We start from the raw sequence: 14,096 nt of genomic DNA on the forward strand, positions 1-14,096 counted from the left end.
CACGTCACATATTGACTGTGATCCGCCTCACCGTAACAATAAATGAACGCTATTCATTTCACGTTCAGGCGACCAGAGGCGTCCACCACGCGCCCCTGAGCCACCCCAGCACTTCAGGATCTCGGTGACCCCGTAAATCCCGTTGCCGCTACGAAGTTCTGCAGCGTCGCAGCTTCCCAGCACACACCAGCATGACCACCAAGGATTCCCAATGACCCCCACGTTTGAAACTGATACACCGGCAGGCGAGAAGCCTGTGGGGCCGGCCTCCGCCCAAGCACCTTCCCAAGGTTGGCGCCGAGTCCTCGGCGTTCCATCCCTGGTCCTGCTGGGATTGGTCTACATGGTGCCGCTGACGATCTTCAGCACCTACGGCATCGTCGTTGAACTTACGGGCGGGCGGCTCTCGGCTGCCTACGCCGTGACCCTGGTGGTCATGCTGTTCACGGCCCGCTCGTATGGCCGCATGTCGCAGGCATTCCCATTCGGTGGATCCGCATACACCTATGCAACCCGATCCTTCGGGCCGGGCCTTGGCTTCATGGCCGGTTGGTCGCTCCTGCTGGACTATCTACTGCTGCCGATGATCAACTACCTGCTGATCGGCATCTACATGGAAGCCGCCTTCCCTGCTATCCCGGCCTGGGCGTTCATGATCGTGTCGATTGTGGCTGTGACCGTGCTGAACATCCTCGGCATCACTGCGATTGCCAAGGCTAACTTTGTGGTGGTGGGACTCCAAGCGGTCTTCATCGCGTTGTTCGTCGCCCTGGGGCTTTCTTCAATCACGGGAACCGGCAACGTTGACCTGCTGGCGCCCTTCACCGGGGCCGAAGGTGCCGAAGGCCTTTCGCCCGTCTTTGCTGGCTCAGCCATCCTTTGCCTCTCCTACTTGGGGTTCGACGCCGTCTCGACCTTCGCCGAGGAAACCAAGGATCCAAAGCGGAATCTGCCCCGCGCCATCATGATCACCACAATCCTTGCCGGCATGATTTTCCTGGGGCTTGCGTACATCAGCCACCTGGTTCTCCCCGTCAGCACCTTCAACGACGTGGACTCGGCGGCCATCGAGGTCATTGGCGCGGCGGGCGGCGAGTTGCTCGTGGCCTTCTTCACGGCCGCCTACATTGCCGGCAGTCTCGGGTCCGCGTTGACCTCCCAGGCCTCGGTCTCGCGGATCATTCATTCAATGGGACGCAGCGGAGTGTTCCCAGCTGCGTTGGGGCGGCTGCACTCCCGCTTCAGCACCCCCGTGTTGCCCATTCTGCTGACCTCCACCGTGTCGCTACTGGCGTTCGTGTTGGACCTGCTGACGATTTCCTCGCTGATCAGCTTCGGTGCCCTGGTCGCGTTCTCCGTGGTCAACTTGGCCGTCATCAAGCACTACTACTTCGACCAGAAGGCCCGCGGTGCCCGGGGCGTGATTCACAACCTTGTGCTTCCAGGCGTTGGGTTCGTGCTCACGATCTGGCTGTGGACCAGCCTGAGTGGCTTGTCGTTCACCTTCGGCTTGATTTGGGCAGGCGTGGGATTGGCCTACCTGGCATTCTTGACGCGAGGGTTCCGGAAACCGGCGCCACAGCTGGACCTGAAGGAGGCGTAGGCCTTCTGAGCGGAAGCTCAGAGGATCTTCGCCAGCCGGGTGCATTCCTCCCACAGCCACTCTGGGACCGGAGACGTTAGGCTTCTTGGACGACTTCGTAGGGGGAACGATTCTGAAAATGACTACTGCACGTAAGCTCCGCATTTTGAACATTGCATCCACAGTCCTGTTGATGACCGTCGTGATTTTGCAATCCACTCAAGTGATCAGCATGTTCTGGGGCATGGCGCTCCTGGTACTCATCGGGGTCCCGACGACCGTCGTTTGGGTGATCCTTGAGCGGCGCCAGGGCGCCGAGAAGATGAGGGACGGGGCGTAGCTCGTCTTCTTCTCCCGGTGTCCGGTGTCCGGATTTTGCCAGCGGCGCCCGCGCAAGGTGCTGTCGCCGTCGTCGTAAATCTCCGGTGACCATTGCCTGGCAGCCTCACCTGTGGAACCCTCAACATGATCCTGTCGCCGGGGTGACGACGGGCGGCAGGGAAGGATCCCGACATGGGACTGATTCACATTGACCTGTTCACGACGCTCGACGGCGTCGCGCAGGCGCCCGGCGGGCCCGAAGAGGACCCTGCTGATGACTTCGCGTTCGGCGGCTGGCAGGCGCCGCTTATCGACGAGGTTGTTGGCGAGCAGATCGATTCCGGAATGGTGGGAATGGACGCACTGCTACTGGGGCGGCGGACTTATGACATCTTCGCCTCGTACTGGCCCCACCAAGATGGCAAAATCGCGGAGCTGTTCAACCGACTTCCGAAGTATGTGGCTTCGCGCCAGTCGCTGGAGCTTGAGTGGGAGGGATCAGCTTTGCTCGGCACTGACACGGTGGCGTCCCTGCGGGAGCTACGCGCGAAGCACCAGAACATCCACGTCATCGGCAGCCTCGACTTCGTCCAGACTCTTTTCTCTGAGCGCCTGTTCGACCAACTCAACCTGTGGGTCTATCCGATCCTCCTCGGCCGCGGGAAGAAGGTGTTCGCAGACGGAGTGGTGCCGACGAACCTCAGGCTTATCGAGCCCGTGGTTGCTTCACCGAACGGTGCGGTGATGCAACGCTACGCCTTGGTTGAGGGGACTCCTGCGGTGGGAAACATGGCGGAGATCGATTAGGCAGAGCAAACACGAAAGTAGCGGCAAGGTGCGATTCGTGAGTTGCATCCTCACCGGCCGCGCCTTTCGCCCACCAGAACCGCCTCAACCGCCCCGACATACGAAGCACGTCGTCGCTCCGGGCGCCTCAATAGCCCAGGACTCGGGATGCGGGCGCCCTTCCGCCGATTGCATTGACTACAGGCGGCAACGAAGTTTCGGAGGGAAGTCGCTCCACCTTTAGACCATGGATAGAAATGATCTCCGTGTTCGGCGGCTTGGGTGCAACGCTTCCCGTAACGTGACTCCAGCTCACATCGCCCCTTTGCTCGAGTCATCCCCTCGCGTCGCTGGTACCGCGTAAACCGGCGCTGCGGATCACGCCTGCGTAGGTCGCCCGTCCGCAAGACGAAAGCTGCAACTAGCAACGTCACAATAGATGCTGCTGGCGCTCCGATGGCAACCCAGAGCCCCCAAACACTTCTCGGATGAATGCCCCGATTGTGCCCGCGCCGATCTCGCCAAAGCCTCGCGGCGAAGTAAAGAACAGGTAAACAGCCCCAAACAACCATGCCGCGGAGAGCGCGAAGAGCATGCGAAGGGATTGGCGCGTCCAATAGATACGCCGCAATTCAAATCGAAATGACTGGCCCACTGTCATGACGTGACGTTAGCAGGAGCGTAGTTCACCATGAGCGGCGCGGGGTACAGCCGTGCCGCGTCCACGCCCGCATGGATCGGAGCAGCGATCAGCTCTGCATAGCGCCTGAAGAGGTTCACCATTGCGTCGCGGGAGATGAACGCGTCACGATCGTCGCCATCGTACGGCATACCGGGGAGGTCCAGCGCAAGGTTTGGAGTGTTCATGTAGAAGCTGTCCCAGCGGTCCTGGAAGGCGCCGCCCAGGGAATCGCGTCGCTCCAGGAGCTGATGCTCGACGCCGAATTGAGTGAGCCAGTAGCTCGTCGTGAGGCCGGCTTGGCCTGCGCCGATGATGACCGTATCCAGAGTCGGTCCATGGGGGTGGAGTTTGCGCTTGGGGGCTGTTGTGCCGCGTGCGATCAAAAGACATAGGCTGTCGGAACGTATCTAGGGGGATGATTCGCACATGTCGACTACAAAATTGATTCGGCTTCTCGACATCACAACGTGGGTGGTGATTGCGGTTAGCCTGGTTCTGCTGGTCAGCGGACTATTGGACAACTTCTGGGCGACGGTGTGCCTTATAGCGACCGCTGCTCCGTCAATTGCCAGTTGGGTGATTAAAGACAGGCTCAAGGGCGCGACTACTGGTGACGAGCCGCGGCCGCGGTAGCGAGCTGTCTGCTCGGACTCATCGGCAGCAGCTGAGCGGGACTCCACTGCCTTGTAAACGGCGGGCATTGAAGGCCCGGTTTCGGGCCTGCGGGAAACATCCAATGGATAAATATTTCCCAGCACTAGCTATCTGCTCAGAACTCTGTAGACTTGATGATGTTGTTGTGTTTGGCATTTGGTAGTTCAGGCAGTCCCCACGGTCCCTCTGGATCGTGACCTTCTGAAGTAACGGTGGAGAACACCCCACACCGGAGACCCGAAAGTCGGGAGCATCTCCACCTTCAGTAAGGACTGAAAAAAATGGCTACAGGTACCGTGAAATGGTTCAACTCCGAAAAGGGCTTCGGCTTCATCTCTCCTGAAGATGGCAGCCAGGACGTTTTCGCTCACTACTCTGCGATCAACTCCTCGGGCTACCGCTCCCTCGAAGAGAACCAGAAGGTTTCCTTCGACGTCGAGCAGGGCCCCAAGGGTCCCCAGGCAGTAAACATCCAGGCTATCTAGTCTTCGGATAACAAAGAAGCAGGGCCGGTCATTGACCGGCCCTGCTTTTGTTTGCCCTCAAGCCGGTGATCCCGGCCTCGCAGCACCGACCGATTGCGTCCCACCGGCGGGGTAGCAAGTCCGTGTTAAAACAGCCTGGTGCTCGCCTGCATTATCAGTAGAACATATCTTCTACTCACACAAGCTGAGTTCGAACACATATCCACATAGCGAATTACACCCATGTAACTCTCGCTCGCCCCTCCGTAGCGTGGGAGGTAATCCACCCACAGAGCTGAGGGAGCATCCCATGGATCACCTGATTTTCGAACAGCCCCACCACCTAGACGAGTCCCGCCACCACCTAGATTTGCCCAAATCACCACCTAGATGGACCCAAATCGGCCTGTGCAAGGCCGTTTTGCCACCTAGTCCCATTTTCTCGATCTAGCCTGCGAAGTGAGCCGCATGTCGGGCATCCACAGAAACAGAAGGTTGGGTCGAGTGTTCGATTCTGAGGTTCAGCGAATCCTCGACTTTGTCGCACGCGGAATCGGCGTGAGGGTCGTCGGTGCGCCGGGCAGCGGCAAAACGTCCGTGGTCCGCAGTGTAATGAGCAATCTGGAAAAGACCGGAGTGGCCGTTCACTTCATCACCGGACTGCGCACGCACCGGTCCATCCCCTTCGCGGCCATCAAAGGACTCGGGCTGGACTTGAGGCCCGGCCGCAGCGGCGTCTTCGACATCGCGGACGTGCTGACCAGCCAACTGGCCACCAACGGAAAGCACCTGCTTGTCGTCGACGACCTTCACCTCGTTGACAGCGAATCACTGGCGGTCCTGGAGGCGGTTCGGCGCCGATCCACCTGCCCTATGGTTGCCACGGCGCCCGAGACCTGGGCATTCTCCAAAGGCCAGCTGGCCATCCTCAACAACGGTCGCGAGGCACACTTGCAGCTGGACCCGCTCCACTACGAGCAGGTTCACATGCTGATCGCACAAGTCCTCGGTGCGCCAGCGGACGCAGACACCACAGCCCGGATACTCACTAAGTCCGCCGGTAACCCCCGCCTGATCGTGCGGATTGCCGAGACTGCTTCCCTGAGCAACCTCTTGGTCATGAAGGACAAGCAGTGGGGCATGACCACCAACACCCTCTGGAACGAGCACCTGCGAGGGACACTTGAGTCGCTCCTGGCGGAGCTCAGCGCCGATGAGTTCACAGCGCTGCACACCATGGCAATCCTCGGCACCGCCCGTGTGGACGTCCTGCAAAAGGTCATCGAGCCCGACGCCCTGGAAGGTCTCGAACGCAGGGGATTCCTCTCCGTCATGGACGATCACCACAACGGCTCCGTCGCCGCCATCAGCCCACCCGTCATCGCGGATTACTTCCGCGGCAACAAGAACCTCAGAGACCGGAAACTGCTGCGACGAAAGATCGCCGGCGTTCTGGAGGCCGCGCCGCGCCCAGAGCAGGAGAACCAAACAACAGCAGACTGCCTCGTTCGTGTCCTGGCCACTCTGCGTCTGGAAAAGGGCGACGGCGACGCCGTCACCGCCCGCCACTTCCACGACCACAGTTCCGATCGTGAACGTATCCGTTTCGAGCGATGGGAAGCCAACAAGTCCGCCGCCAACGCTGCCTCCCTGCTTCGGATCTATTGGGGTGCTCCCGTGGATGTCCACCGGGCAGCTCGTGTCTGCAGCGAAACAACAACGTCCGACGCCGACCCCAAGGACGTTCTGTTTGTCACCCTTACCCGCGCCATGCTCGCGGTCCACACCGGGCAAGGCCCAGGTGCCGCCGTCGACATCCTCCAAAAGTTCGCTGACGATAACCCTCACCATGCCGCGGAAGCCGCCCACGCGATCACCTTCCTGAGTGCCTCCCACGGGAGGGTCCCTGTGGACACACCCACAAGCGCGCCCGAAACCAAGCCATCAGGGATGGGCAGCCTGGTCCACGGGCTGCTGGAGCTCTACCGCTTCAGGCCAGTTGCAGCGTACGAAGCCGTCGACGGTCAGAACGATGACGACGCCTTCTCCCACCTCCGTCCTTTCATCCGCGGGTTCGCGCTGTTCGCTGCCGGACGGATCGAGGAGTCCCTCGTCTTTGCCCTGGACTGGCGAACCGAAGCACGCAAGAACCTGGATCAGTTCGGCGTGGTCACCAGCAGCTACATCGCTGCCCACGGGCTGCTGTATCGCGGGCACTTTGAAGAAGCGGAGTACCTCATGAGCAGTGTCTTCGCCATGGGCCGGCCAGGCTTCGTGGTGGACGCTCTTTACGACGCGATGCTGCGCCTGGCGGGACTTCGCCACGCAACCACCGCCACGCCGCCCGCCCTCTCGATTGCCGCGCAGGCGCGGACAGAAGTGCCCGACGTCGGCCCCTTGCCCGGCATTGGAAAGGGTGCCTACGAACTCATTGCCCACGACAGCGCGCAACCTTCGACGTTCGACCGCAAGGCCGCCAAGCTCGTCAGGCGCCAGCTGAAGAGCGGCTACGTGCTGGAAGCCATGATGACCGCACTCCTCTGTACCTGTCTGAACCCGGGACGTCCGGTCCTGGACCTGCTGCAGAAGATCCTGCGGGACAGTGGCGTCACGGTTCACGATCAACTCATCGGCATTGCTACCGCCGTGGTTGAAGGGGACCACCAGCTCCTTGGTCTGCTGCTGAAGCACTACGAACCGGACATCGACACCTACCAGGTGGGGATGCTTCTCCGGGGTGCACTCAAGAGGCACGTCATAGAGGGGGATACTGCAGCCGCCGACGCCATGGCCCAGGCCTCGTCCATGTTCGCGGTCCGGTTCCCGTCAGCCAATGAGCAACTCTCCTTCAACTCGTTCAGGACCACGCCACTGACTGAGCGGGAGATCGAGGTTGCCGTGCTGGCGGGCCATCGCACCAACGTGGAGATTGCCGAACACCTGGGCATCAGTGCCAGGACAGTGGAAAACCACATCTCCAACGCGCTGCGCAAGACAGGCGCAACGTCCCGCAACGGACTCTTCATGCTCGTCGGGAATGCACTTCCGCCGCGAGGAGCCGGGATAAGCTGAAGCCAATTCTCCCAATGCCGGTCTCCGACGCCACGCCCTGAGCCCGGCCCCTCAGCGTGAAGGGTGTCAGTGAACAACTCCCCGGCTTTGGCCCGCCGACTGGGCACGTTCGATGCTTCACTTATCGGCTTGGGTTCCATGATCGGCGCTGGGGTGTTCGCAGCTTTCACCCCGGCGGCTGCTGCCGCGGGGTCCGGACTGCTCATCGGCTTGGTAGTGGCCGCGTTCGTGGCCTTCTGCAATGCCACGTCGTCCGCCCAACTCGCTGCCAGATACCCGACATCCGGCGGTACCTACGTCTACGGAAGGGAACGGCTGGGACCGTGGGCCGGGTTCCTTGCCGGCTGGGGTTTCATCCTCGGCAAGACCGCCAGCGCGGCTGCCATGGCCATGACCTTCGCCGCCTATGCCGCACCGCAAGGGTGGGAACGCCCGGTGGCGATTGCCGCCGTCGTACTTCTGACAGCGGTGAACTATCACGGGGTGACCCGGACAGCTGGGCTGACCCGTGTCTTGGTGATCGTGGTGCTGGCGGCACTGGCCATTGCTGTCACCGCAGTGTGGGGTGGGTCAGGGCCCGACTTTGGCGACTTTGCGGGGGAGGGGCTGCTGGCGGAGGGCTGGTACGGGATCCTGCAATCCGCAGGGCTGCTGTTCTTCGCATTCGCCGGGTATGCGAGGATCGCGACCATGGGCGAGGAAGTCCGTGAGCCCAAGCGCACTATTCCCCGGGCGATCGGCATCGCCCTGGGAATCACGATTCTCATCTACGCCGTTATTGCGGTGACACTGCTCGCGGCACTGGGCCCGGAAGATGTGGCTGCTACGCCCACACCGCTGGCTGACGCAGTGGGCGCAGGAACCTTGGCGTGGGCCTCGCCTGTTGTTCGTATTGGGGCCGCCGTCGCCTCGCTGGGTGCGCTGTTGGCACTGGTTGCCGGACTCGGCCGCACGAGCCTAGCGATGGCCCGTGAACACGACCTCCCGCACTGGCTCTCTGCCGTGCACCCGAAGTACAAGGTGCCCCATAGGGCCGAGGTGACTCTTGCCGTGGTGATCTGCCTGATCATTGCCGTGGCCGATCTTCGCGGGGCCATCGGCTTCTCATCATTCGGCGTGTTGCTCTATTACCTGGTGGCGAACGTCGCCGCCTACACCCAGCCAGGCGAGGATCGTCGCTACCCGAAGTTCCTACAGGTGGCCGGCGCGGTTGCCTGCGTTGTTCTTGTCGCGACGCTGCCGCCGTTGTCCGCCGGGCTGGGTGTGCTGATGTTCGTGGTGGGTATCGCTTACAGGGTGATCCGTCTGCGGGTAAACCGCTAAGCGGCTGAGCGGGCGGGAACCGGCAAGAATCGGCGGATCGCAACAGCCGAGACTACAGCGATAACGCCAGTGAACAGCCACGGCGAGGCGGCCGCCGTCGACGTCTGGTCAGCAAACTCGTATAACGGCGCCATGGCCGTGTTGCCGATCAGCACCATGGCACCCCCGCAACTGGCGAGGAGTCCGTAGTAGGCGCCGGTGGGTCGGCCGCCGGCGAAGTCCAGGACGAGCCGCATCGCCGTGGGAGTCGCGCACATGTTCCCCAGGCATAGGCCGGTGACGAGTGCCAGTGCCGGCAAAACCGGCAGCGAGGCGATGGGTGGCTGAGTAGCAAGGATTGCGACGGCGGTGAATCCTGCGGCTTTCAGACTGAGGCCCAAAGTGAGGGCGTTGCGCTCGCCGAATCGGCGCATGAGCTTGGCGACGGGCCACTGCAGTGTGACCGTCAACAACGAGGCGTACGCGAAAACCAAGCCGAGCGTGCCGGCGTCCAGACCGCTGCGTCGGAGCTCCACCGGGAGGCCGAAGTACAACTGATTGTGCGCCAGCAGGCTGACACTGAAGAAGCAGGCGAACGCCACGAAGCGCTTGTCGCGCAGGCAGGCCAGGAGCTGGTGTTTGGGGACTGCTGCGTCTGTTGGCTGGCCGCTGTGGTCGGCGCGTGGCAGGAAGCGCCAGAAGACGAAAGCCATGACCGCGAAGATGGCGGAGGCGACGTAGAGGGAGACTTCGAAGCCGAAGCCCAGGAGCAGGCTGCCAAGCAGTGGGCCCGCCACGGCGCCGAATTCGCCGACGATGACCAGCGAAGCGAAGAGGGTTGGCCGGTGTTTCCCGGACGGTTCGCGTCGTTCCTCGGCTGCGGCGACCAGGCTTTCGAGTGCCGGCGAGAACAACGCGCCACCGACGCCGGTGACGATCGCACCCGCGAGGAAGAGACTGAAATTGTCGGCCGCCGCCAACAGCAAATAGCCACTGACCCGGACGATGCACCCGGCGACCATGGTGTATCGGGCGCCCCAGCGATCGGAGATGGCGCCGCCCACCAGGAACATCCCTTGCTGCGCGAAGGTCCGTGCTCCCAGCACGATGCCGATGGCCACCGCGCTCATGGCGAAGTCGTTGGCCATGGTGAGGGCAAGGAACGGCACCACAGAGTAGAACCCGATGTTGAAAATCAGCTGGCTGGAGAGCAGGACCTTCGGGTTGGGCCTGGCTGGCCGTCCCCCGGTCTGGAGGGGTGTCTGGGTGGAGCTGGTGGCGGGTTTCATGAACGGCTTTCCTTGGCAGCAGGCACGTTCGAGATTATCAATAATCGTTCTCGTTTACTCCTGTGACGACTCACGGCGTCTCTGGCTTGGGCACGACTCCACCTGGGGGTAGACGGGTGGAGCCGTGCCGTAGTGCCTCCAACGCCAAAGCGGGTGGGGCTCCCGCCGGACACCGGGACTCCCGCTTCGGAGGCACATAAGGAGACTATGGCCGGGTTCGTGGCTCTAGGTGGCAAATCTGGGCAACTAGGTGCCGTATTCGGAGGAACTAGGTGTTGGTGCGGATGAAATAGGTGGTGACGGTGAGGGTCTAGGTGGTGGCTGCGCGACCCCTTGGCTCAGCTGCCCGACTCGTCCGCGTCGCCCGGTTCACCACGAAGGTGATCCCCGCCTGCACCGCGAGGCGAAGGGTGACGGTGAGGCTGACGACGATGAGGGAGATGGCGAACCCTCGTGCCATGGCGGGCGCCCAGATGCTCAGCAGCACATTCCACGGCACTGAATCCGTGCTGGCCAACCAAAAGGCCGCAACACCCATGGCACAGAGCGCCAGCGTCAGAGGTCCCGCGATGAAAGTAGTGGCAGGACCAGTAGCGGGACTTACCAGGCAGAGCACGGCTGACACTGACGCCCAGCAGAGCACCGTGGTGCTTACCCACAGGGAGTCGGCTTGGGAAGCGGCTTCCGCGGTCCTGATGGGACTGATCAGCAAGAGTTGCGACACGAGGAAAATGCTCCCTGCGAGGCCTGCCACCAAGCCCAGGATCAAGGGCAACCAGAACGAACTGCCGGGAGCCTTAAGGTGAGGACGACGCTGGGAGTCAAGGCCGCCGTCGTCGTTGTTAAAGTACATCCAGCCCCTGGCTTCACGTCCACGGAAGAACTGTCCATAGAAGGCCGCGATGATGGCTGTGATGCCCAGCACCAGGGCAACGCCGATTCCCGGCCACTCGTCATAGCCGTACTGGATCCACAATGCGGCGCCCAACCATCCGAAGTTTGTGAGGGCAAGATCCAAGCTGTCGGCCATCCAGGTGGTGACCACAAAAGTAGCGGTGCTGAGCAGCGCAACAGGCAGCCAGAAATGCCAGGGACGCCTGGCCAAGAGCGCCAGGGGGAGGCCGATACTGGCGAAGGCCGCGCTAATGAAGACCGTTCCGAGCCCGGCAATGATGGGTGCGATCAACGTGAGCGGATCCACCTGTGCGGAAACGTCCTGGCCTATCCCCGCGAACGACAGGACCTGCCCCAGCGCCAGGCCCACTGCAACACCGACGGCGACCCTGAAGACGCCCGGCAACCCCTGCGCCCCCAGTGGATCCCGTGGATTCCGCAGTGGATGAACGGATTCCACCGGATGAGCATCCGCTAACGCAGCAGCGAACCGTGACCGCCAAAGATCAAGGCCGACGGTAAAACCCAGGAGCGATCCCGTCACCACCGCTGAAGCCCAGATACCACCCAGTACGACCCCGGATCCCGTCAGCAGGGCGGTGGCGGTTCCCACCACCAAGGGACCAAGAATCCCGGCAAGGGCACCGGCGCTGAGCGAGCGGAGGAAGTCGCTGGTGGCGGCTTTACTCGGGGCGTTGAGGACAGCGAACCTCGCTTCGCGTGTCGGGTGGCGCATGCGCAGGCGCCGTATCCACGCGGCGGGAGTGCCGGGTCTGAGAAGTCCCAAGCTGGCACTGACCTTGTCGTATGACCCCTGCCCGGCCCGCAGGTCGGCGTCATGCTCGCGTGAGCGGAGCAAGGCAGCTGTCACAATTTCCACCACTACAGCCAGCAGGGCCGCACGCCAGAGGTAGTAGGGAAGCAGCGACGGCCCTTCCCAAATGGCGCCGGCGACGGGAACGAGAAGCACCACCAGAGTCACGTACCACGAGGTCCGCGCCAGCCAGGCCAGTTCTACGTCCCTGTGACGGATATGCGCGAACTCATGGAGAACGACGCCGTCGGCCGGTCCGGGCCGTACAAGCAGACCGACAATCTTTGGCGGCAGGGCAACCGCAGCTGAGCCGGGCCTGCCGAAGGAGAAAGCATCTCCCATTCGTGCCGGCCCGAGGTAGAGCCTGGGTACGCGACGCAGGCCGGCCTCGGACGCCAATTGGCCGAAACGATCCACCACCGCGCTGTGCTTTGGCGCGGGCACCTGCAGGGCACGCCGCCGTCGAATCATTAATGGGACAACAAACATCACGGCCACTGCGAACACTGCCATAACCCCCGCCCCGCCCAAGGACCACAGACCCCGCCTGATCTCCAGCGGCGCCGTGCATTGCCGTTGCTGGGCGAAATCCAGAGCCAAACACTTGCCCATCTCCTGGACCCATTCCCGTCCAAGGACCACGTTGTGCATCCATGAGCCCACAAACAAGCCGACCGCCAGAAGTGCAGCAATGAAGAGAAGGTACAGGCCAGTGGTGGGTGCGGGGAGGGCGAGTACATTGACCCGACGACGATCAACTGCTGGCGCCAACGGCTTCTGGTCCATGCTGACCGCCTTCTAAGGGTTGGAACTCGACCTGCTGAGGACCCCGAGGATTGCGTTTCCCAGCAGATCTGCCTTGGTTTCGTCGAGGCCTAGACGCTTGGACTGCTCTGTGGCGGCGGCGAAGACGCGGTCGCGCTGCTCCACAGTGAGTTCGATCGCTGCGTTGGTGGAATCCTGCGGGGGGCCCAGCCGCAACACCCTGCGAACGGCTCCCGTCACTGCTGGTTTGGCGGCGTCCTTCACCGCGTCCTTGGCCACGTCGCGGAGCAAGTCACCGAGGAAACCGATGATGAACTGGGCCACGGCGAGGGCAAAAGGCGCCAGCAAGGCCAGCTCCAGGCCGAAACCGACGGCCTCATCATTTTTGGCCGGGTTCAGAGTGGATTCGGGATCCGAGTAATACTCGTCGGCGACTTCGTCGAAGGTGAGCAATTCATCCGGGGCGGCCCGCTCGATCATCAGCCGGGCCAGTTCAGTGCTCACATCACGTGTCTCGCCCAGTGGGATGTCCGTGCCAAGCTCTCCCATGGTGCCCCCTTGGTGAGAATCGAACAGACTCGGAGGTCTGCCGTGGGAGACATTGTCCGCCTGACGGTGGGGGACCACAAGACCATTGGCCCGGGCCGTCGAGCTTCGCTTTTCGATCCGCGGTACGGAGCCGCTGATCTGGCGTCAACTGGCCCGGCGACTAGCAACCGAGCTCCAGGATGTTGCCGCGCCAGGTGGCAAGAGTGGCGCGGTCACTTTCGGGTAGGTCCGCGGCTTCGATGAAGCCGTGCAGGTCGAACCCGGCCAAAGCCGTCCGGAAGGCTCCTTCGGTGGTGGTCCCGTGGCGCTCGCAGAGTTCGTTGAGTAGGGATTCGGCGTTGTTTCTGTTGCTGCTGGCAGCGCGGACGTCGCCCAGCCTGACAGTTTCGAGGTAGTCATCAACGATTTCCTCGGTACTGGCGTTCGCAGCCGACAGCAGAATCATGGCAACAATTCCGGTCCTGTCCCTGCCACCCATGCAATGAAAGAGGACGCCGCCCGGCGGCGCGTTGAGTACGGCTGAGATAGCCGCCCCGGCTCGTTCGGGCATTTCATTGAGGTGCGGCAGGAAATACAGTGCGGTGCCCACCAAGCCGTTGTCCCAGTAGCCCGCCCAGAACTCGGTGTTCTCAAGACCGTCGAGGTCCACGTTGATCGTGGTGAGCCAGGTTGGGCGTTTCCGGGTGTCTCGTTCACGTTCCTGCGGTTGGCGAAGATCCACGACGGTTCGTATCCCTGCGTCATGGATTTGCTTCCACCCGTCGGGGTTTATCCGGTCCACGTTGTCGCTCCGGAAAAACACCCCGTGCGGCGTCAGGGTTCCGTCAGCACGTTCCAAACCGCCGAGATCACGGGCGTTGACGAGACCCTCAACCCTGAGGGCGCGGTCCTTCCTGCCAGACTCTTCCATGCCCCAAGTAAA

The 14,096-nt window shown here is 62.2% G+C and carries 12 protein-coding genes; 6 read left to right on the forward strand and 6 right to left on the reverse strand.

Annotation, left to right across the window (positions count from 1 at the left end):
• The first annotated feature begins 211 nt into the window (after positions 1-211).
• The 3 genes from CGK93_RS06185 to CGK93_RS06195 all read left to right on the forward strand — a co-directional run bounded on the left by CGK93_RS06185 (position 212) and on the right by CGK93_RS06195 (position 2,710).
• Positions 212-1,603, forward strand: coding sequence for an APC family permease (locus CGK93_RS06185; RefSeq protein WP_089594069.1), 1,392 nt, complete (start codon positions 212-214; stop codon positions 1,601-1,603).
• A 118-nt stretch (positions 1,604-1,721) separates the two neighbouring features.
• Positions 1,722-1,922 carry a hypothetical protein gene (locus CGK93_RS06190; RefSeq protein ID WP_157731641.1) on the forward strand — a complete coding sequence of 67 codons (201 nt, stop codon included), beginning with the start codon at positions 1,722-1,724 and terminating at the stop codon, positions 1,920-1,922.
• Positions 1,923-2,095: 173 nt separating this feature from the next.
• Complete coding sequence (locus tag CGK93_RS06195; protein ID WP_089594071.1) at positions 2,096-2,710, forward strand: dihydrofolate reductase family protein; 615 nt, start codon at positions 2,096-2,098, stop codon at positions 2,708-2,710.
• A gap of 50 nt (positions 2,711-2,760) precedes the next feature.
• On the opposite strand, the gene CGK93_RS24570 is transcribed toward CGK93_RS06195, so the two are convergent.
• Together CGK93_RS24570 and CGK93_RS06205 are read right to left on the reverse strand one after the other, a co-directional pair.
• A complete protein-coding gene (locus CGK93_RS24570) occupies positions 2,761-3,261 on the reverse strand; it encodes an HNH endonuclease (RefSeq protein WP_089594072.1) in 501 nt (166 codons plus the stop codon).
• Positions 3,262-3,346: 85 nt separating this feature from the next.
• The gene (locus CGK93_RS06205; RefSeq protein ID WP_442857020.1) at positions 3,347-3,754 is read right to left on the reverse strand and encodes an NAD(P)-binding protein; all 408 of its coding nucleotides are present in this window, start codon (positions 3,752-3,754) and stop codon (positions 3,347-3,349) included.
• A gap of 552 nt (positions 3,755-4,306) precedes the next feature.
• Between CGK93_RS06205 and cspE the strand changes: the two genes are divergently transcribed.
• The 3 genes from cspE to CGK93_RS06225 all read left to right on the forward strand — a co-directional run bounded on the left by cspE (position 4,307) and on the right by CGK93_RS06225 (position 8,884).
• Positions 4,307-4,510: a transcription antiterminator/RNA stability regulator CspE gene (cspE, locus tag CGK93_RS06215; RefSeq protein ID WP_011773907.1), complete on the forward strand. Its 204-nt coding sequence runs from the start codon at positions 4,307-4,309 to the stop codon at positions 4,508-4,510.
• 483 nt (positions 4,511-4,993) lie between these two features.
• On the forward strand, positions 4,994-7,561 hold the full coding sequence (locus CGK93_RS24015; RefSeq protein WP_232481558.1) for a LuxR family transcriptional regulator: 2,568 nt from the start codon (positions 4,994-4,996) through the stop codon (positions 7,559-7,561).
• Between the two features lie 69 nt (positions 7,562-7,630).
• The gene (locus tag CGK93_RS06225) at positions 7,631-8,884 is read left to right on the forward strand and encodes an APC family permease (protein WP_089594075.1); all 1,254 of its coding nucleotides are present in this window, start codon (positions 7,631-7,633) and stop codon (positions 8,882-8,884) included.
• Here CGK93_RS06225 and CGK93_RS06230 read toward each other — a convergent pair.
• The 4 genes from CGK93_RS06230 to CGK93_RS06245 form a co-directional block, all read right to left on the reverse strand.
• Complete coding sequence (locus CGK93_RS06230) at positions 8,881-10,152, reverse strand: MFS transporter (protein WP_089594076.1); 1,272 nt, start codon at positions 10,150-10,152, stop codon at positions 8,881-8,883. The genes CGK93_RS06225 and CGK93_RS06230 overlap by 4 nt on opposite strands.
• A gap of 310 nt (positions 10,153-10,462) precedes the next feature.
• Positions 10,463-12,646, reverse strand: a complete 2,184-nt coding sequence (locus CGK93_RS06235; RefSeq protein WP_089594077.1) for a M48 family metalloprotease — start codon at positions 12,644-12,646, stop codon at positions 10,463-10,465.
• A 12-nt stretch (positions 12,647-12,658) separates the two neighbouring features.
• Complete coding sequence (locus CGK93_RS06240; RefSeq protein ID WP_089594078.1) at positions 12,659-13,174, reverse strand: hypothetical protein; 516 nt, start codon at positions 13,172-13,174, stop codon at positions 12,659-12,661.
• A 160-nt stretch (positions 13,175-13,334) separates the two neighbouring features.
• Positions 13,335-14,084 (reverse strand): tyrosine-protein phosphatase, encoded by a 750-nt coding sequence (locus CGK93_RS06245; protein WP_089594079.1) that lies wholly within the window; start codon positions 14,082-14,084, stop codon positions 13,335-13,337.
• Between the last annotated feature and the right edge of the window lie 12 nt (positions 14,085-14,096).

This window comes from Arthrobacter sp. YN (assembly GCF_002224285.1).
Taxonomy (GTDB): Bacteria; Actinomycetota; Actinomycetes; order Actinomycetales; family Micrococcaceae; genus Arthrobacter.